At 30.2% G+C, this 20,616-nt stretch carries 23 protein-coding genes; 4 read left to right on the top strand and 19 right to left on the bottom strand.

Going from position 1 to position 20,616, the window contains the following annotated elements:
- Positions 1-13: 13 nt before the first annotated feature.
- On the bottom strand, positions 14-988 hold the full coding sequence (locus tag ABID96_RS11145; protein ID WP_192604092.1) for a helix-turn-helix domain-containing protein: 975 nt from the start codon (positions 986-988) through the stop codon (positions 14-16).
- Positions 981-1,244: a hypothetical protein gene (locus ABID96_RS11140; protein WP_192604091.1), complete on the bottom strand. Its 264-nt coding sequence runs from the start codon at positions 1,242-1,244 to the stop codon at positions 981-983. The genes ABID96_RS11145 and ABID96_RS11140 overlap by 8 nt, the downstream gene beginning before the upstream one ends.
- A gap of 451 nt (positions 1,245-1,695) precedes the next feature.
- On the opposite strand from ABID96_RS11140, the gene ABID96_RS11135 reads away from it, so the two are divergent.
- Positions 1,696-2,805: a tyrosine-type recombinase/integrase gene (locus ABID96_RS11135; RefSeq protein WP_192604090.1), complete on the top strand. Its 1,110-nt coding sequence runs from the start codon at positions 1,696-1,698 to the stop codon at positions 2,803-2,805.
- Between the two features lie 260 nt (positions 2,806-3,065).
- On the opposite strand, the gene ABID96_RS11130 is transcribed toward ABID96_RS11135, so the two are convergent.
- A complete protein-coding gene (locus ABID96_RS11130; protein WP_192604089.1) occupies positions 3,066-7,166 on the bottom strand; it encodes a S8 family serine peptidase in 4,101 nt (1,366 codons plus the stop codon).
- 279 nt (positions 7,167-7,445) lie between these two features.
- On the opposite strand from ABID96_RS11130, the gene ABID96_RS11125 reads away from it, so the two are divergent.
- Both ABID96_RS11125 and ABID96_RS11120 read left to right on the top strand, forming a co-directional pair.
- Positions 7,446-7,748, top strand: a complete 303-nt coding sequence (locus ABID96_RS11125; RefSeq protein WP_192604088.1) for a tyrosine-type recombinase/integrase — start codon at positions 7,446-7,448, stop codon at positions 7,746-7,748.
- A 325-nt stretch (positions 7,749-8,073) separates the two neighbouring features.
- Positions 8,074-8,217, top strand: a complete 144-nt coding sequence (locus ABID96_RS11120; protein WP_192604087.1) for a hypothetical protein — start codon at positions 8,074-8,076, stop codon at positions 8,215-8,217.
- A 47-nt stretch (positions 8,218-8,264) separates the two neighbouring features.
- Here ABID96_RS11120 and ABID96_RS11115 read toward each other — a convergent pair whose 3' ends face one another.
- From ABID96_RS11115 to ABID96_RS11060, 12 genes are all read right to left on the bottom strand, one after another.
- A complete protein-coding gene (locus ABID96_RS11115) occupies positions 8,265-8,411 on the bottom strand; it encodes a hypothetical protein (RefSeq protein WP_192604086.1) in 147 nt (48 codons plus the stop codon).
- 33 nt (positions 8,412-8,444) lie between these two features.
- Entirely contained in the window at positions 8,445-8,843 is a 399-nt protein-coding gene (locus tag ABID96_RS11110) for a hypothetical protein (RefSeq protein WP_192604085.1), read from the bottom strand.
- 28 nt (positions 8,844-8,871) lie between these two features.
- Positions 8,872-9,162, bottom strand: a complete 291-nt coding sequence (locus ABID96_RS11105; RefSeq protein ID WP_192604084.1) for an AbrB/MazE/SpoVT family DNA-binding domain-containing protein — start codon at positions 9,160-9,162, stop codon at positions 8,872-8,874.
- Positions 9,163-9,209: 47 nt separating this feature from the next.
- Entirely contained in the window at positions 9,210-9,362 is a 153-nt protein-coding gene (locus ABID96_RS11100; protein ID WP_192604139.1) for a thermonuclease family protein, read from the bottom strand.
- A 107-nt stretch (positions 9,363-9,469) separates the two neighbouring features.
- Positions 9,470-9,562 carry a thermonuclease family protein gene (locus ABID96_RS11095; RefSeq protein ID WP_377897056.1) on the bottom strand — a complete coding sequence of 31 codons (93 nt, stop codon included), beginning with the start codon at positions 9,560-9,562 and terminating at the stop codon, positions 9,470-9,472.
- 262 nt (positions 9,563-9,824) lie between these two features.
- Positions 9,825-10,145 carry a DUF2325 domain-containing protein gene (locus ABID96_RS11090; RefSeq protein ID WP_192604083.1) on the bottom strand — a complete coding sequence of 107 codons (321 nt, stop codon included), beginning with the start codon at positions 10,143-10,145 and terminating at the stop codon, positions 9,825-9,827.
- 130 nt (positions 10,146-10,275) lie between these two features.
- Positions 10,276-10,902, bottom strand: coding sequence for a response regulator transcription factor (locus ABID96_RS11085; RefSeq protein WP_192604082.1), 627 nt, complete (start codon positions 10,900-10,902; stop codon positions 10,276-10,278).
- 18 nt (positions 10,903-10,920) lie between these two features.
- The gene (locus ABID96_RS11080) at positions 10,921-11,412 is read right to left on the bottom strand and encodes a hypothetical protein (protein ID WP_192604081.1); all 492 of its coding nucleotides are present in this window, start codon (positions 11,410-11,412) and stop codon (positions 10,921-10,923) included.
- A 25-nt stretch (positions 11,413-11,437) separates the two neighbouring features.
- Complete coding sequence (locus ABID96_RS11075) at positions 11,438-11,995, bottom strand: hypothetical protein (protein WP_192604080.1); 558 nt, start codon at positions 11,993-11,995, stop codon at positions 11,438-11,440.
- A complete protein-coding gene (locus tag ABID96_RS11070; protein WP_192604079.1) occupies positions 11,992-12,660 on the bottom strand; it encodes a hypothetical protein in 669 nt (222 codons plus the stop codon). The genes ABID96_RS11075 and ABID96_RS11070 overlap by 4 nt, the downstream gene beginning before the upstream one ends.
- A gap of 225 nt (positions 12,661-12,885) precedes the next feature.
- The gene (locus tag ABID96_RS11065; protein WP_377896865.1) at positions 12,886-13,398 is read right to left on the bottom strand and encodes a hypothetical protein; all 513 of its coding nucleotides are present in this window, start codon (positions 13,396-13,398) and stop codon (positions 12,886-12,888) included.
- Between the two features lie 656 nt (positions 13,399-14,054).
- Complete coding sequence (locus ABID96_RS11060; RefSeq protein WP_192604077.1) at positions 14,055-14,192, bottom strand: hypothetical protein; 138 nt, start codon at positions 14,190-14,192, stop codon at positions 14,055-14,057.
- A gap of 702 nt (positions 14,193-14,894) precedes the next feature.
- Between ABID96_RS11060 and ABID96_RS11055 the strand changes: the two genes are divergently transcribed.
- Entirely contained in the window at positions 14,895-15,275 is a 381-nt protein-coding gene (locus tag ABID96_RS11055; protein WP_192604076.1) for a hypothetical protein, read from the top strand.
- Between the two features lie 664 nt (positions 15,276-15,939).
- Here the strand turns inward: ABID96_RS11055 and ABID96_RS11050 are convergent.
- The 4 genes from ABID96_RS11050 to ABID96_RS11035 form a co-directional block, all read right to left on the bottom strand.
- Positions 15,940-16,875 (bottom strand): DNA/RNA non-specific endonuclease, encoded by a 936-nt coding sequence (locus ABID96_RS11050; RefSeq protein ID WP_192604075.1) that lies wholly within the window; start codon positions 16,873-16,875, stop codon positions 15,940-15,942.
- 576 nt (positions 16,876-17,451) lie between these two features.
- Positions 17,452-18,126, bottom strand: coding sequence for a hypothetical protein (locus ABID96_RS11045; RefSeq protein ID WP_192604074.1), 675 nt, complete (start codon positions 18,124-18,126; stop codon positions 17,452-17,454).
- Entirely contained in the window at positions 18,116-19,501 is a 1,386-nt protein-coding gene (locus ABID96_RS11040; protein ID WP_192604073.1) for an AAA family ATPase, read from the bottom strand. The genes ABID96_RS11045 and ABID96_RS11040 overlap by 11 nt, the downstream gene beginning before the upstream one ends.
- Positions 19,502-20,232: 731 nt before the next feature.
- The gene (locus ABID96_RS11035) at positions 20,233-20,343 is read right to left on the bottom strand and encodes a hypothetical protein (protein ID WP_377897055.1); all 111 of its coding nucleotides are present in this window, start codon (positions 20,341-20,343) and stop codon (positions 20,233-20,235) included.
- Positions 20,344-20,616: the final 273 nt, after the last annotated feature.

The following is a 20,616-nucleotide window of genomic DNA, read 5'->3' as shown; positions in this document are numbered from 1 at the left end:
TTTTCCTCTTAATTTATAATTCGTTTATGTGTTTTTCAACAATTGTTCGGATAAAGTCATCTAAAGACATTCCTTCAGTTTTCGCTAGATCTCTTAACTTGCTCTTTTGTTTATTAGTGACATGGAAGTTTATTTTTTCTATATCACTGGATATTAGAAATCCATTATGCCTTATTTGAGCATCTCCATTTACAACAACTCTTTGTAACAGATTTAGTTCTTCACTAAATTGCCCCTGTAGCTCACTAATTAGTTTAATCATTACCGGCTTAACTTCAATTTCTAAGTGTTGTTCAGAATAAGAAACTTTTACATTTTTAGGACCCACATACATATAGAAGAAATCGATCCCACGAAAACCTAAATTCGCAATAGCATTTAATTGAACTGGTAACCTAAAAGTAGCCGTTCCACGTTGTGTAATGTAGTCTAGTTCATTTAATTGGTATTTTGCTTTAAAGCCTGCATTTATAGCGTCTTCTAATAGAATTCTTCGGCCATCTACGGATAATAACTCTTCTTTTTCTTCTATATTAATAAGCCTAGCAAATTCACCAGTTTCGTCATTAATAAATGATTGAAACAAAGCAAACTGACGATCCTTTGTCCAAATAGGATTACGTTCTTGCTTTTCATATGTATTCTTTAATACTTCAAAGTCTTCTAGAGAAATAAAATATTTTTCTAAACCCTTATAAAACTTTTTCTCTGCTGGTAGTTCTCCGCTTTTAACCCACTTATTAACCGTTGATATATGAACATCTAACGCTTTTGCTACTTCTCCAGTTGTCATTCCTTCTGGTTTTATCATTACTGCTTTAAGTTTTTCAACTTCTTCTATTTTAAATAGTAAAGTTTTATCGGATTGCCATTTGTCCTGGTACAAAGGTTTTAATTTACCTTGTCTTACATAACTGTGAACAGTAATAGGCGCGATACTTAATAATGAAGCTACTTCTTTTGTACTTAACAATTTATTATCATCCATTGCTTAATTCATCTTCCTCTATAATTACAATTTGATTTACAAAAGATTTTATTACAGCATAAATATCTTCCAAACTGCTGCATACCCCATCTTCTTCATTTACTTGATATTGATATTTACCAAATTGGTTATACTGTACCAATATTTCCCCTAACTTAGAATGGATTGTTGTATGTTCTGATTTTTTTAATCCCGCTAATGTTGCAAATAAAGGATCCCCTGATTGATGTTGTCCAAAAATATCTAATTGTTCCATTTTAATTAACCCCCATAGATTTGTATTTTTCTATCTATGCTTGTTTTACTTGAAGTAAGTTAATTATATTATAAATATACATATTATGGAAACACATTAATTAAATTTATCTATACTATTATTTCAAATTTAATATAATAGATAATTATTATTTTTGTTAAGTATATTAATTATGGATAGAATCCATTGTAAATAAGTTGTTCTATATACTTAATAAGTATGGATACAAATAATCTATTTTTAGACTAACTTATAGATTAGTAAGCTTATTTCGATTCTATTAATCTATTTAGTTAATTTTGTTTTAATTAAACTATTTCTTTCTATTTTATAGAACATAAGTTTGTAGTTTAGTTAATTTATAGATAGATACATATTTTTCCATTTATGAAGATAACTAAGAAAAATTATTAGATAGACTTATAATAAATATCGAATTTGAGGTGAATTCATGTACGAAGTACAAGTTATTCAAAATACATCGTTATCTAATAAGGTAAAACTATTTTTGGATGAGTCTAACTTCTATATACTTAAACAGCAAAAATATATGAATGAGGAAGAAAATCTTAATTCATTTGCTGGATTTAATGATTTGCAGATGATCTATTATTTTGTTCATCAAAAAAAGGATATTAAAAAGGTTCGGACGGACGAAACAAAAAGAGAATATTTAAGAGAGCTACTTCAGTTTGTTACAACCCTACATAAAAATTCAAATATCCTTAAAATTGAAGAGGATGCATTAGCAATCAAATTCTTACAAAAAAGACATATTGAAGCTTATCAAGAATTTATTGCAACTGCTTCTCTTGGAAGAGATAAAAAGCCCTATAAAGTAACAACATTAGCAAGGAAAACTGTAATATTAAAAGCATTCTTTAAATTTATATATTCGGTTGGATATACGAAAGAAAACCTCTGCGATGGACTGCTATCAAGCAATGTACACAGGGATGATCTACCAAATCGGGATATGACCTATATGGAAGTACAAAAGATATTAGAATTCTATAAAGATGCGCCAATCCAATATGGTTTAATAATATTATTAGCAACTACAGGAATCCGTATTCGAGAACTAACTGACGCTAAATTTAAAGATTTAACATATGAAAATGGGGAATACTGGCTTAAGGTAAAAGGGAAAAGGAATAAAGAGAGAGAAGTCTATATTTTTCCATATGTATTTGATGCAATTATTAATTATAGAAAACGTAGGCAGTTACCAATTGAATTGAATCCGTTAGACGATTCACCACTATTTACTTCATTTAATAATAAGAAATTCGGACCTTCATATTTAAGTAAATACTTAACTAAGGTTCTTTCAAGAACTGGGTTTGATTTTTTATATTTAAATGGAAGAAACGGGATCATCACACCACATTTTTTGAGACATTTTTATGCTATATATAGTGCTGAACAAGGTGCAGATGTATTTAGAATACAGCAATCACTAGGGCATGAATCGATTAAAACTACTATGCTTTATTTAGATAAACAAGCGAAGCGTAAACATAATGTAGCACTTACATGGAGAAATAAAAATTCATTTTAAAGTAATTATCGAGCCCTAGTTGCCCTAGTTCTTGATCCTACAATAAAAAACGCTCAGGATCCTTGAAAAATAAAGAATATGACGTATGTGAATTCATACGTCATTTCACGTTGTTGTAAAAATTTTCTTGATAGTAATACATAAAAAATCCCCCTTGTAATTATTTTTCTACAAAGGGAATTTTTTCTAAAATCAGATACTTATATCTAAGTTATTTTTCCACACTATGAGATCCTATCTAGTTCGTAGGTTCTCAAATACTAATTTACACCCAACATTTTCTTAATCGATTCAATCGTTTTTCCATTAAACTCTTTAACACCAGTAGGAGTGTCTAATACATAATCATTCTCTTTTAAATAATTTGCTTCAAGTAACTTAAAATCCTTTGTATCCACTAAACCGTCATAGTTAATATCAGTATTACGGTTATTTGTACCCCAAAATTGTTCTAGTAAAATCACATCATAAATATCTATTACATTGTCTTTATTTATATCACCTGCATTTTCTCTTACTGTTGGATAAGAAATATTTTCACCTATAAAAATATCTCGATCCTTTCTACCAATTTCCATCGGTGTGTAAGTAGTAAAATGCCCAGGAACATCAATGATAACTGTATATAACTGCTCCGTAATTGGCAGTTTATTAAAAACGATGTTTCCATTTTTTTGAATATCACCATTGTACAATTGACCTTTGGAATCTTGTACTTTTGCTTGTGCATCTATGGTCGTATAATCGATCGTAAAATTAAAACTGCCGTTCGCATTTAACAATCCTGCAGCATTGATTTTTGCGGTAGATGTTGAATATGCTGGATAACTTGGTAGTAAACCAATTTGAGTAAATGGGTTAACAGTTTTTCCAGTAAGATCCTTATATGAAGATGATGTGATAGAGAATAACATTGAGTTTACATTTACATATTCATTTGCATTCGTATTTACTTCCATATCAAATAAAGGCATATCACCTATTAAACCATCTCCAGGTGCCTTAATATTGATTGTATTTAATTTACTAGTAGTCCCAGTTGATGTAGCAGTAAACTGTATTTCATCTGAAAAAGCCTTGTTTTTACTAAATAAAACTGAATTAAAATATCTAGATGTATAATCAAATTTAAGTGTTAAATCTTTTGCATTTTGTAAACCATGAGCATAGAATGTGTACGTTACTTGATCCCCCATCGTAAAGGATTCTTTATTTGGTTTCGCATAAATATATTGTGTTCCAGCTTTTATATAATAAATCACTTTAGCATTTGCTGAATTACCAGCTCTATCTGCGCCAGTGTATTGAAGCATATAAACTGCATTCGGATTATCTACATATATTTCTTTCGAAAACTTACCATTTGTATCGGTAGGAATACTAAAGGCTGGAGAATTAGGTCCATACCAAATTTTATTTGTCGTTTGGTTTACATTCATACCATTTGTTTCCATTTCGTTCGCTTCACTATCATAAACACTACCAGATAATGAAACTGATTTTTGACCAGGTGCTAGTTCAACAAACGGTAGATTTCCTTTAGGTAGAGCATTTGTATCATCTAAAGTGAAGTTTGGACGGTTATTATCAATGCAAACTTTGTCTGTTTTTGAAAATAGTTTGCTATCAAGATTTGTACCAATGACTTTAATTTTGTATAAACCGTCAGTGGCTAAAATTGATGTATAACCAATCGGTTTCTTCACATTTCCTGTAAACGGAAAATATCTTCCACTAAAACCTTGTTGAACGTAATAGTCTGTATCAATTGCCGCACTAGAAATATCAACAGACCTAATAAGACCCAAATCTTTATTAGTTTTCGAATCTACCAATATAAAGTCCAATGTTTTCATTGGTGAATTTAATTTAAAATCTAAATCTGATGCCTTAACACTGTAAGGATTGGTTGCACGATTCGTAGAGATACTTGGTGAATGAACTTTGAAATATTCGAATCCTTCTTCTACTAGGCGGAAGCCAAATGGAATTTGATAATTGTCATCTGGGTCCTTTTCATTCACAATATGAATATAACCTTCATACGTTCCTTTTTGTGCAGTTGATGGAATGAAAAGTATTGCAGGGATTGTTTCTTGACTATTCTTTTTCATTTTTGCATCTCTAGGAACTGTTATATTTACCCCATTTTCATTTGCATCTAAAGATCCTTGAGTACCAACACTATACTCTACCGAAATATTATATTTTTGCATTTTATCGGTATGATTTGTGATTAGCATATTAGTAGTTTTCGAGATATCATTTTTATCACTAGGTATAAAACCGTAGCTAAGGCCACCAGTTTGCTCATTAATTATTACTTTTTCATTATTTTCAAAATATGGAGTTGTATCTTGAACAGCTAATTCGATACGTGAATAAATTGCTTCAAAAGGATCTACTCTTCCTGCTCCTACTGCAAACACACTATACTTTTTTCTTAACGGATCTGCTGTGTTCATTAAAATAGATTTCACATCTGCAGGAGTATAATCTGGATGCGCTTGTAAAAGTAATGCTGCAATTCCAGCTACATGTGGTGATGCCATTGATGTTCCAGACATTCGTTGGTATGCAGAAGAATAATCTGTGAAATCAACTTTATTATTGATATATGAAGGTACTGTTGATAAAACATCAACACCTGGTGCAGTAACTTCAGGCTTTATATCATATAATGTCCCAGATGGTCCTCTGGAGCTAAAACTAGCTAAATCATCACCTGGAATTTCGCTTTCACCGATATTACCTAACATAACTGTCGGAGTCCCATTAGTAAATAAATCGTTTACTGCCAAACCATCTTTATTTGTCATTGAAAATACTGGGATATTATCATTACTTTCTCCTAAATAATATGGGATCTGTCCTTCAGAAGAATTGTTGTTGTAAATGATTACCCCTACTGCACCATTCTGCTTTGCATATTTCATTTTATCGATAAGTGCATATGTACCACGAGCTACAAATGCAATCTTACCTTGAACATATTTTCCTGTATAATCTGTTACCCCGCCTTCGCCTACATTTACAATATCAAATGTTTTTCCAGACATGCTAGAAAAATCATCTGTCCATGTTTTTGTCATTAATTGTAAGGTACTTTCAGTGTTAATATCATTAACGACAAAGTTACTTGCAAATGTCGTAACCTTAGTAGCAACAGAACTTGCTCCAACAGTTAATGCAAGTGCTGCAGCACCTGGAGAGCCTAATGTGTACATTTTATCACCAGCGTTTCCTGCTGCGACAACTGCAGTCACACCGCTTAATACTGCATTATCGACAGCTAAACTAGTTGCTTCCAATGGATTGTTTAGTGTTGCACCTAAAGAAAGATTAATTACATTCATTCCATCTGCCACTGATCGATCAATGCCGGCAATTACAGCAGAATTCGTACCCGAACCATAAGGACCCAATACCCGGTATACATAAAGGTCGGAATCAGGGGCTACCCCCATAACTTTATAGTCAGAATTGTTTTTCGCTCTACCTGCAATTGTTCCTGACACATGTGTTCCGTGAGAAGTGTAATACGAGTTCCCATTTAAAAATTCAGATTTTTTTGAGGCTTTCCATTGGTCATATGTAGCTTCCATAGGATCGCTATCATTATCTACAAAATCAAAACCACCTTTGTAGGCATCTTTTAAGTCCGGATGGTTATAATCAATACCTGTGTCAATTACACCAATTTTTATATTTTTTCCTGTGTAACCTTCTTTGTGCAACTTATCAATCTTTAAAAAAGGTAAACTATCAACTTTTGATTGCTCCTTATCTTCTACTATTTCAATTGGTGGTTTTAATTGAACAATTGAATCACTATATACTGCTTTAACCGAATCTAGTTTTAACAAATCATTAATTTGGTTTGCAGGAAGTGTCATAGAAACGCCATTAAATGCATTCTGGTATGTATGTGTAATCTCAAAATTCTCTGTACTAGATTTCGCTTTTGATACACTTTTTTCTTGTAAATCTTTTTTAAACTGAGCGTGTGACTTTTCTACATTTTCTTTTGCTTTCTCTAAAGAGATTGTTTCGCCTTTCGTAGCTTTTTCTAATTGTGCCACTTTTGCAGGAAGTTCCTTGAATTCAACGATTACTGATACTTTTTCATCACTCGTTAAATTGATATCATCAGATAAACGTAATCCAGTCTTTACTTCTGAAAAATTTAATTGCTGCAATGCTGCTCTTTGTTCATCCGTAAGTAATTTAAGAATATTTTCAGCTTCATTCGTAATTGCATGAGCTGGTTTTTGTACAAACATTGCAGTTCCTAAAATACTACTACTGGTTAAAGCAAGCACAGATGTGGCTTGTAAAAATTTGCCCTTTATCCCCTTCATTTTTCTAACCTCCATATTCATTCATTTTTACTAGATGTAAAAAAAGCAAATTTATATGTAATTTTTAGACAAAATCACTCGTTGTTGAAAAAATTATAACTTGAATTGACTATTAGTAGTATGGGGGGAATTGTGTATCAAGATTTATCATAAATTTTTACACAATAATATAAATTAATTAATTTAAATGTTGTTATTTGGATAATAGAATGGAAAAATGGAATAAAATTAGAGAAAATCGTATAGTTTTTTAAAATTTCCTGAAAAAGATTTGGGGGAATGTTTACATTTCAACTCCCTTCCATAATTTTTAAGGAGGGGTTTAAGTATACTGGGTTTGATATTTTATATTTAAATGTAAGAAACGGGATCTTCACACCACATTTTTTGAGACATTTTTATGCTATATATAGTGCAGAACAAGGAGTTGACCTATTTAGAATACAGCAATCTTTGGGACACGAATCTATCAAGACCACGATGCTCTATTTAGACAAACAAACTAAGTGTAAACATTATGACTTATCTGGAAAAACAAAGAATCATTTTAAAAGGGAGAATTCTAATGATATTGAAAAATGAAATGAATGAAGTTGAATTAAACCTACTACGAAAGGCCGAGGATAATAATGGTTTCTAGGAAATAGGAATTTCTGTAACCAGCAGTTATCTCTTTAAAAAAAGTGATAATGTAAACGATAAAATAAGTTTATTTAAACAAGAAATTAGTCACTTATTTAGTAAATATGGATGTATTATTTTTGAAGATACAGGAATATAGACTATCATTCATTCTAACTTCTACTTAGAAATTTCCGATGGCGTAGGATTTAATTTATTAACAAAAGAAAATATTTATCACATATCTTTGGATTTGGATGAGTCTTCTAATGATATTGAGATTAATTTGTCACAAGAGGAAAATATAGAGTTCTTAATTGATTATTCAAGATTACTTGTTAAATATGGCTACGTAATTATTGATGATAAAATAGACATCAGTACAAAGTATGCAATTGATCAAAATGAATTAATAGAAGGTAAACATTGATTTGATAAAAAAAGAAACGTGTAATCATTACACGTTTCTTTTTTCACTTATTTTCTCCTATTTTCTATTGCTGATTGCCACATATTTAGTTCTTTCATATCTTTTTGAGTTAATTCTAAATTAAACTGTTTACCTTCGATTTCAAATATAATTTCTAAATTATTATTACTATTAATTGTACTTCCCCTTGTCATCTAAACTATCCCTTTTTCTTTATTGAAAATTATTTATAATTTAACTTTTACCTTTTCATAAATTGGTTTTCCATTAACAACCTTAATGATTTTTGATGGCTGCGTGTTGTAATAAGACATTGATTGAACTAATTGATTATTAACGTAAAATTCAAATGTATATAACCCATCATAGTTCATTTTGTAAATGCCACTTAATTTATAATATTTTTTCGAAACAAAATCTTGTTTCCCATACCAAGTTTCAGTAGTACCTAATCTAACAATCATATACCCTTTTTTAGCATTAATCATAGGTGCGACATCTCTATAGTCGAAGGTTCCATAGTTTTGACCTTGTAATCGATATCCATTGTAAGCATGACTTGTTAAAGGTTTAATGCTACAAAATAGCACTATAAATAATATTGCTAATATGTAATGCTTTCTCATGTTTATTCTCCCGTCCATCATAGAGACTTCATATTAAAATTCCTAGATCCTTATAATTCTCTAATTCTTCCATTAACATCTTTGCACCAATCTTACTTAAAATAATCTTGCCATCTGCAAGCTCAATATTTTCTTTTGATATTTCCCCTGTAATCATACAAGCGTTATAGGGTTCATATTTTTTTAGTATGATTTGGTCTTCCTGGACAAATATTTCGAGTGGATCCTTCTCATTAATATGCATTGTTCTCCTTAATTCTTTTGGCAAAACTACACGTCCTAATTCATCCATATTTCTTACTATTCCTGTAGATTTCATGAATTCATACCCCATTTGATAATTCTTATTTATTTATCTATTTTTGCTTAATGACGTTCATGTTGTATCGCGTAACCTTTAATACTCCAAATACCTATTTTTTTATTTTTAGCAGTATTTTGTGCTTTATATAAATTAGAAGCATATTTTGTATCCGGTTTATATAAATAAGCGACTTTTGCAACCCTTTTTTTACCAATAGTTCTTCATACATTTTTCCATTTATGTATAGATTTCCCAACTATCTATTATATTTATCGACAGGGTTAGTCTTTTCTGACACTTCAATCGTAACTATTTTTCCATCTTATAGATTATGAGCATATTTAATTACTTCAGGGCCAAATGGTTGAACTGGTGAATTTGGTTTTTTAGTTTCTGGTGTATCAATATTAAGTATTCTAAGTGTATATTCATCGGAAATCGTCTTATTATTTTTATCAATTAAAACGATCTTACTTGTGTCATCAACTTGGCGGTTTACCTTTGCTCGGTATTTTGCACCTGGTTCAATATTAGTACTAGTTTGTGTATTAGAAGTTATATTTTTCCCTTCATCATAATTACCTGTCGCAGAAAATTAGTCTTTTATATTAAAAATTGCACCTAATATAACAGCGATAATTACTAAATATTTAAATTTCATTTTGTACTTCTTCCTTTCATGCAGCCTCGTATTCTACTAATTCAATTGCTTTTTGAATTGCACTTGTTACTCCGAAACCTTGATTAAAAGCGAGTGGCTTATTTAATTCTTTACATACATCTTTTGCATCTTCCATGCTTTGGTGACTAATTGCACCTTTTTGAATCACAACACAATCAGCTTTTTTAATCATTTTTTCAAATTCTTTACGTCGGCGTCCTTTTCCTTTTTTACAAATTCCATCATGAAAAATTATTTCCATTCCATGTTTTGATCCAAATTGTTTTAAAGAACGTTCCTGGCTTCCTCCAATAATAGCAACTTTTGTTTTTTTCATTTTCTTAACCTCCCGTTCGTTTGATTTTTCAAAGTAACATATTTAATAACAATTAAATTATATCGTTTATTTAACTTTTTGCAACGTAAAAAACCGACGATCTTTTATTTCTAAAAAATCATCTAATTGTCTAAACGTTAATCCAGTTATTATTTATGGCAAGTGCAACTGCTCCTGCCTTATTTTTAACTTCTAATTTTTTTATTATTTTGTTCATGTACATAGAAACAGTCCCTTTACTTAAACTTAGTTCCTCTGCAACTTGTTCATTTTTAAGTCCTTTTGCTACCTGCTCCAAGACCTCCCACTCTCTTCTTGTAAGTAAATCAACTGGCCTTTGAGCTGCAACTAAAGTTTTATAATGATTATTTAATAGATATTGAATTGCCCCATCATAAATTGAATAACCACCATCTAATATCGTTTCAATTTTGTAAATTAATTCCTTCAATGTAAAATCACTGGTAATCATACCACGTAATGGATAACTTAAAACTTCTATCATTTCTTCTTTCGTATAAACAGATGCGATGATTAGTGTTTTTTCAGTGATACTTGAAATTTTTTCTATTACCTTTAAATCTGGAGATATACAGAACCATAGTACTACTAGATCATAATTAGCTAAAACTTTACTATATATCTCCATATTGTTGATATTATCAATTTCTATGGAGCTATACATTTTCATTATGCTTGAAATAGTTACTAGGGCATCAGTATTTTCTTGCTCACCGATCAATAAAATTTTTGGCATTTATCTATCCCTCATGAGTTATTTTATATAAACAATCTCATTATATTTATTAATTAAAACGTAACGACCCTCACCGTTTTCATTTATAAGCCAAGCTAAATGAGATTGTAATGTGTCACTTGATTGGTGTTTATGTAATGGTGTAATTGAATGATAAATACCCGTTAGAACTTTTTCACGAGATACTTCTTCACTTGTTAGAAAGAATCTTTTTTTATATTGATTGATAATCCAACATCCAAAGGTCTTCTCCGGAGAGATGTACCAAATCAAATTTGGAATACCAGGTGTAAATGACGGTACTAGTGGGTATTGTTCATCCTTATCTACCATGCAGTCAAGTTCATCTAACAAAGTACTTTCCTTATAAAGATGACATTTTGTTACTTTACTAGATGTTTCAATTTGGAAAACACCACATTTATTTGTATTTGAATCAAAAAGTCCGCACTGTAAGCAGCTAATTTTCTCATTTCTAACTCGTTTATTTTGATCGATTACATCTCTCATCTGAGTCCACCTCCGTTTATATGTATTAAGTGAATTTGAAGAATATTGTTCCAACTTCTGAAAAGAATGTTAGTAATATAGCAAACATTACTAAACGTTTACTCCATCTCTGATATTCTGGGTGATCAATAAGCATGTAAAGTAAATGTATGAACATACCAGCTAGTATCATTCCGATAGCTGTGTAATAACCAACCATTTGAATAAATCCAACTGTATCGTTCAGAAATGGTTTTATACCGTTAACCGTCATAGTAAAAACAAGCAAAGGAACAATTTTAATAGTTAATAGTGTAATGAAACTACCTTTTAACCAGTTCGTACTTGTTTTAGTCCACTGACCGTTTTTTGTAATGATAGCAAAGCACATCACAAGCAATGATAAAACAAAAAGTATGGATAAATACAACATCAGTGAATCAATGCCTTGTGGTGCCAAATTGTTGAGTAGTTTTTCAAACACTGATATATCTTGAGTGAAATCACGTTCCTCTATTTTTATATCGTTACTATTTAGTTCCCCACCAGTTAATGGGTTTACAATTAATAAGTTCGTATTAATAGAGTTTAATTGGAGATTCATTCTTGATCACTCTCACCATTTAATGAATGATGACATGTTACAGTAATTTCTTTAAGTTGAAGAGTTATTTTTCCGTTTGCTACAGGGATTGATCCTTCAATTGCGTAAAAACGACTTGTTAATTCATTTAACTCTTCTATATTAGCAAGCCAGTCTCGAACAAGTGCTTGATTACATTCTTTAGTTTTTAGTAGTTTGGTAATTTGTTTGGCATTTATTCTTAGATGGATGTTCATTGCAGATAGCCTTTTTTTATGGCCTTTGAAGGTAACTTTCGTGATGAATTGTTCTAGAAGAAGTAGTTTGCTTAAGTTACGTTTGAAAAAATTTAAATTGTTGTTGTCTGGTACTTTTAGTATTAATTCAAGTGGAATTTCGTCAGTTTCAATGTTTCCATCACCATCAACTTGAAGCACACCTTCGAAACAGTGATCTGATTGTTTGATAATAGGATTTAACCAACTATACATCATAAAGCTTAAGTTATCTTCAAGATTTTCATAATACTCTTCATCTGAGATAACATCGATTGGACCAGTAGGCTTGATGTGGAAGTATGGTTCAATTGTTTTATTGGAGTACCTTAAATAAATTTTGTTAACGCTTTGCTTAAATTTTTTAATTTCTTTAACTGTATTAGAAATTTGTAAATCTCTTAATATCATTTAAATGCACCTCTTTCATACTATTACGATTATATAAAATATTTATAACTTTTTCACTATTTTTTCCAATTAATCCGTCTTTTTTTATATTTTTTATAAATTTCGACAATTAAAACATATAACCTACCTCCTATTTCACCTTTAAAAAATACGTTTGTAAGTAAGTAAAACATACCCTTTAAAGATAGCACGACTTTTAAAAAGTCATGCTATTTTACTAAATTACTAGATTACCAAAGATGCATAATTTTCATCTAGAATGCAATAATCAGCGCTCGTTTTAAATAAATGATGTAGATCAATTACAGTGAAGTCCTCAACATTAACCAAAACATCTAACATCACTACATCATTGTTAAGTAATTCATTAGCTTTTTTACCCAAATCAATTGTTAAAATCCTATCTTCAACTTCAAACATTACATTACTAAATGCAACATCCTTCACTCTTGCTATCCATGTTTCCTTTTCATGGATTAACTCAGTAACAGCAGGGAGTTCCTCTTCTTCAATATCGAACAACGACTCAACTTCATTTATGAGGTTCTCATAAAAGAGTTCAGCATCTGTTCCTTGAATACAGGCTTCTTGAACCACAATCTTTTTTATCGGTTCTTTCTCCAAATTTGTTACTATTTGTTGATGTTCTTTTTGAAGATATTCAGCTATTTCTAATACTAAAATTCGGTCATCTTTAGTTGATTTACGGTGTAGTTTGTCCATTATTACATTGTGCAACTTTTTACCTAATAAACTTATGATTAAAATACAGACTAATTTTAATATCATCTTTTTATCTCTCCTAAAAATAATTCACATGCTAATTGCCTATCAATCGGGACTATCTTACTACGTCGAGTCGACTTAGTTTGTGGAGCTTCTATAATTGCTGCTTCAATCATTTGATTGTATTGACGTTCAGGATAGTTAGTTATGCTAACAGTTGACCTTCATCAATATAATCAATTCAAAATGCTTCAACTAAATCCACATTTAATACCACATCTGTGAAGACAAGACCCTTTAACTCTCCACCTTCAATAAATTTACAAATTAAGTTACCTTACGATTAAATACATTAAGAGTTGCTTTTTCATTAACAAATTGATTAATCCAGTTAATCAATTGTTCAAATAAAGTAGCTTTCTTTTGAACTCCCATATCAATATTTGCAAGTAATTATTTTGCTCTCAATGTAATTTGTTCTATCTTTTTAGATACCTTTACGGTCGCAATTGACTTACTTGAAATACTAGAACTGGATAGAAACCTTTCAAAACAGTTTCATCATAATAATCGTCAAATAATTTTTCATCTTCGTTTTTCATGTCGTTTCTAAATACAGGTTCAAAGATACGAATTGAAGATGCTCCCTTTTTTACATAATGTCCTAGTTATTTCCAACGTTTAAAAGATGCAAGAAATGTAACATCAGGCATTTGACTTTTTGCAAGTAGAAGATTTTTAAATGAGTAATTCGACATTAATGCTTTCATTTTTAAGATGGCAGTAAAACTCCGGTGAATACTCAAAATTCTCTACTCCTTCTGCTAACTGTTTACAGAGTTGTTCAATTTTTTCTTTTTGTTCTGCTTTCTTTTCTTTCCAACCTTTTTTTTCATTAATCTTTTCACCTCTCAATTTCTCTTGATATATATATAAAGAGACAATTTCAGCATAAATACTGAATTATCTCTTCCTTTCTTCACTCATCAAACGCAAAAAAGCCTTTGAGCTTATTCTAGACACACTGGTGGTGTGCAAAATAAACCCAAAGGCTTCGTAATTACTCGGTCAACTGCGAATCAAAAAAATGACTGCAAAAATACTAAAAAAATAATATATAAAAAATTATACATTTTACATATATTTTTGACAATGTTTTTGTTTAAAAGGTAATTGATGATTTTACAATTCAAATAATTTTAAATATAAACTTAAGAATTTACTATAATAACTAATTTCAACTAATGTAGTTACTTAGAAAGAGGTACAACGGTGGATTATTCAATTTTGGATAATAAAGAAAATAAAATAATGGAAAAATAAACTGATGAATATGAGAAATTTATGAACCATCTAAAATTTAAAAAGGTGTAACAAATGGAAAGTCTTATTTTTCAAATTTCACTCCTGCACCTGTTAAAGAAGTATTAGACAAGTCAATAAACAATATTTCTGAAACAAAACTATTCCTTAAAACAATAGAGGCTGCGGGCAAAGGATTTGGCGTATTGCAAGAAACGGCTGCAAATATGACTCTAAACAAGCAAAGTGTAGTTTCTAAACTTTCACTTAATAATAGAAGCTTAGAATTCGATGGGATATGTAGATTAAGAAGTTACGAAATGGAAAAAATACTAGCTAAAGAAAAATGGAAAGACAAATCCATGGCTTTACTAGAGGGAGCAGGTACTGGAGTGTTTGGTCTACCTTGTATTCCGTTTAATATAGCAGCTGTTCAAAACCTAGCATTGATGTATGGGGATGATACTAAAGAAGATCCTCGAGAACTAGAAATAGCTTCCAGTATTACTATGCAATGTCTTTTTCCAAATAGTTCTCAAACAGATGATATAGCATGTTTACTAGGTAAGAATGGTTTTAACTCCTAACTTAGCTAGTCTTAAAAAATTTTTAAGTTCCCTTTCTTACAAAGAGATGGCTAAAATGTGTGGAGCTGAACTGTTATTTGTTTTAAATTCGTGCATTAAGTCATAAGGCTGCGGAAAAGGCGTTCAGAGATGCTGGACAAAAAGGACTAAAGAAAACTGTTTTTAATAAAATACTAGAACAGATTGATAGTAGTTTAAGTAAGGAAGTTGGAAAAAAAAGCAATTCCTGTAGTTGGTGCACTTATTGGTGGATTATCAGATTTATATTTTATGAGTAAGGTTTTAAAAGGAGCTATATTATATACCATAAGAGGTTTCTGATTGAAAAACCACTTAGAGTAAATCAACTAACTAAAGAAACGACTCCAGATATCCTAGATTATGATAAAATTATGAGCAGGATAAGAAAAATAATAATATCCTAAAATAAATTATATTTTAGGATATTTTATCACTATAAGTATATTGTATTTTTCTAGATGTTTTTTTATCTCTCTTGCAAATCCTCTAGCCATATTGATTGACACCGAATAACATACTTGTTGCTGGATTGAGCTTAAAAGTCCATTAAATATTCAACTAAGCATGCGATATCTATATAAGGGCTTACACTCCACTTTTTTCAAATTGAATATAAGCATTTTTTTCTTGAGGTACCCTCCATTTATTCACCTACTAAACCATCACCATCTCGATCATCCATATATGGATATAACCAGTGATCACTCGTTATTGGCATGCTATAACCAGCTGCTTTTGCTTCTCTAATCGTCACTTGTCCATTACCATCTGTATCAACACTAGAAATATCTTTAGCTGCATTCGACTTATTAGAACTAGTTGACTTATTTGAGTTAGTTGATTTACTCTCAGTTAAGCCTAGAGATTTATTTATCTTATCAGGGTTTCCATTATCAAACTCATCTACAATCTTATTCCCTTTTAAAGTGTACGTGTACTTATAATGAGAAGGAATCTGGGTTTCCGTATTAGGATATGAGATGATTGCTTCAAATTTAGTAGCCCCACCAGCTTTACGAATGGCATCTTCCATATATGCTTGATCACCATGTCGGTTAAGCGTACTTTCTTGTGGAGTAATATTGTAAGCATTCGATACCCCTCCAAGAGAATCTGCAATGATATGCCCTTCATCTAAATCTGCTCTTTCTACACCAGGAACTTTTGCTTCATCAGCGTAGTATCTTCCAGACGATGTTACATGTTCGATACGATGGTCTTGTAGAACGATTTCGTCAGCAATGACACGGACTACTTGCCCGTGTTCATTCGTAAAGGACCAATACTCACGGTCACCAAAACCAATGTCAACTACGACTTTAGGTTCGCGATGTCCAGACAAATCAGCACCATCCACTTCTATTAGTTTGTACCCTTTAAACAATTGATCTTTTGATCCAGTCGATGTTTCCTCTACCACTTGTTCTTCAGTCGTAGTTTTTTCTTTTTCACTATTTTTTGTAGTTACTTCTTGTGAATCAGCTTTCCCATCAGTATTCGATACATCTCCTACGTTAGAACAGCCAACTATTAAGATGGCAGTTAAAAGTAAGATTAAATAGTTTATTTTCTTTTTCATTTTAGGACTCCTTATAGTATTCTTTACTGAACATTCTAGAGATCTTTGAATAAAACATAAATTAACATTGTAAACGTATATATAATAGTATATTACAATATTACTTTAATTACAGTAGACACTTAGTGTGAAGTATGTAGTGTTAAATTCCAATAAAGTTTAGTAGTGTCCATTGCACTGTAAAAGGCGCAATTCCAATTCAAGAATTGCGCCAGTTAGTTCAATAAGAATATTTTTTTATTGCCGAAAGTAACATTAATTTACTACACCTCATTTGCAAACTTTAGAAGTACTTCTGGATTTAATTTATCTATAAATTTAAAGACAGAATCAAATTTATAATTCTGTCTCTAATAAACTGATAAAATATTCAACAACTTATCAAAGTCGTTCTTATAACTTAAAATTACGAGTATGTGTACAGGGCAAAAAATTATGTAAACATTCTTCTGCTTTTAAATTAAAATATATTTTTTTCAACAAACTATACAATTATCCCAAACCTTAGAATCTCAATTAATCTTTTTGAACTTTAATCAGAATGTTAATTTAATACTTACTAAAATATCAATTATTTCATTGAAAGAATAAGTGAAAATTACAATGCCTTTTCAATGAATTATTTTCCTTTTTAATAAAGTCCCAAGTTTCTTTATAATCACCTGGGACAGCGAATTCATCATTTCTAATAAATTCAATAAACTCTTCTTCAATTCCATAAAATTGATCTGCAAACTCACCTGCAACATCCTCTTTTTTACTGTCATCCATGTTACATTCATTATGTAATACATGTTCTAAATTACATGAAAAGTAGTACATGGAATATGGAATTTTTGAAATCTCAGAACAACTCCACAACCTATTGATTATAGCGCTCTTTTTCTTATTACGTTGCAGGACATTTTCAATTCTTCTTGCTTTAATAAATTCAGTTGAATAGATAAAACCTTCAACGTCTTCTTCTTGTATATAATTTTCTTGTACAAAAGCTCCATCTGTATCTACTAAATGGATGACTTGTAGTATGTCTGTCTTTTTTAAATAATTACGGCTTAGAAAACTACTAATTTCTGAATTAACCTTATTAATAGCGTTAGTTACAGTAGTATTTCTATCTGAGGTAATATCCCCGTTTACAATATGAAATCTTACATTTTCGTTCTTAATTAATTTTGAAAGAATAAGACCAAGAGATGTCTGGTCAGAAATCCCTTCAACAATAAATAATATAACTTTCTTAGTTTTCATCAATCACCCTCCCAGCAACTCTGAAAGCGCGACCGATTTCAAAACTATTAGTTTCCTCGTAAATATTTTCTTTTTGTCCACCAAGGTTAATGCTTCTATAATATAGGTTTCGTAAGTTATTATTACTTTTAACATGTGCAAATCTTAGATATCTATTTTGGGGATTAGTAGTTGTAAAAACTAATGAATTTGTATCCAACATCTCTAAAGGTCTCAAGTTATGAGATGTAAATATCAGTTGTCCTTTTCCACTGTCATTTATTATTTGTAATATTTCACCTAAAAGATATTCAAAGATTCCTGCATCAAATTCATCAACAACCATACAAACAGACGGATTGTTAAATAATGCTATGAGTGTACTTAGTATTGAAATAATCTTTTTTATTCCTTCTGATTCATATTTTAAAGGTATACAAAACTTTCCTCTGACAGAAATTAGTTCAATTCTTATCCCCTCTGAACCATCTTTAATTAGCTGTTTACCATGATTTTTAATATCAATATTTAGACCAGGTATAAGGGTTTCCAATACAATATTCATCTGATTGATTACTTTTTTTGCTACGTTATAGATATGTTCTGGGACTACAGATGGATTTGCTAACTCAATGACTAAGTCTCCTTGAGTAACACTAGTTTTATCACTAATTCTAAAACTTAATGGAATAAATAAGTTCATGTTTATAATACCAGTATGATCATTCTTAAAAATAAACAAGTTCAAATTAGCATAATATTTAAGGGCCATAATAATATTGGAATATTCCTTAAATGATTTACTGTTTTTGATAATCTCTTCCGTTTCAGAACTGAATATAAAAGAAGTGATATTTTTCTCAGCTAATTTTTTTGATACACCTAATTCTATATGATTATTAGAATTATTTGCAGTTAAGAGCTTGAAATTTTTAATTGGCTTAAAAATGATATCTGAATTTGAATCATATTCAATAATTCCTGCTTTACTTTTCCATTCACCGTTATAAAACCTTTTAAATGATAGGTTTTCTTTTGAAATTTTAAACTTATCTTCTTCAAACTTACTCAACTCGATATCATAGTAAACCAGATATTTTTCTTCTTGATTTTCTATATTAAATATAAATCTTAATTCTGAAGTTGGTGAATTCTGTAAAATATAATCAATCGTAGTTGATGGGAGCTTTTCCCCAGTTAATGCCATCTTTAAAAGCCACATAGCATCAACAAGAGCAGTTTTTCCGGAACCATTTTGACCATACAATCCCAATATTTCTGCCTTATTATTTGAACGGTCTTGTTTCAAAAAACTTGGAAACATAATTGTACCAGTTTCAACATTTTTAAAATTAATAATTTCTATTTGTTGTACACGAACAATTGTATTATGCAAAATAGACACCTCCAATTATAAGTATTGTAACACAAGTATTTCAAAAAGTTTAATGTTTTTTATGTTTTTGACACATTTTGTATCTATTTTTAAAAATAATTATCATATTTGTACTATTATTTCCACTCAAGTATTTTATATACTTTTAAATAAGGTAATGAATTTAATTATATTGATTTAGATTCACCCATTGAAATTATTTACTTCATTTTTTAGGTTCGTAAGTAATTAAAAATTTATGACATAATACGATTCCAAAGTAGGTTAAAAAGCCGATAAATACACTTATTAATTGGATATAGCTTCTATTTCTATATTAAACTAAGTAATTAACGCAAAAGTTAGTACATTAACTATTTACCCATAAAAAATCTTCACCAAACATCTCATTTGGCTGATCTATTTTTTCATCTCTCTAAAATTTATAAAGTTAAAGTCATCATTAAAAATATCTTTAAGTCGCTCTTCATAATAACCATTACCTCTATTTAAGCTTCCAGACTTATACATTTCCCAATCTGTTGTTACAAGCGCACCTTTAGTATTAAAACAAACTAAACCAAAATGTCCAATTGGCTTAAGCGCATTTTTTATAATTTTTAGATAAGTTAATCTTCTTGTGGAGCTAAATGATGTAACTTACATGCCACAATCATAAATAAAATCATATGAATTCGGTTCATAAGTAAAATCAAATAATGATTAACAGTGAAAGTTTATTTTTACTTTCTCTACTTCAGCTCTTTCTCTAGCCCATTCAATTGCATTGAAATATCCAAAGCATCAATGTTACAGCCCTTTTTAGACATATAAATAGCATTTCTTCCATGACCACATCCAATTTCTAATACCTTTTTTGGAACGTTAAGAATATCAAAGTATTCAACTGGATTTTCATCAGGACCTTTTACTTTAAAAAAGGAATTTCTTTATCTCTTTTTCGTAGAATCTCTCCCAAAATTCTTTTGGTTCACTTAATAAGTCATCTAACAATTAAAATACATCGTTATAATTTTAATTGTTGCACTCATAAATTCTCCCTCTATATTTTCATTAAAATCTTTAAGAAGAGCGTATATAAGTACATATTAGCCAGCGATATTAAATAATCCTTG

Source organism: Gottfriedia sp. OAE603 (assembly GCF_040543965.1).
Taxonomy (GTDB): domain Bacteria; phylum Bacillota; class Bacilli; order Bacillales; family Bacillaceae_G; genus Gottfriedia; species Gottfriedia solisilvae.
Note: the sequence above shows the minus strand (reverse complement) of the source record. Positions and strands in the feature narration are given on the sequence as shown.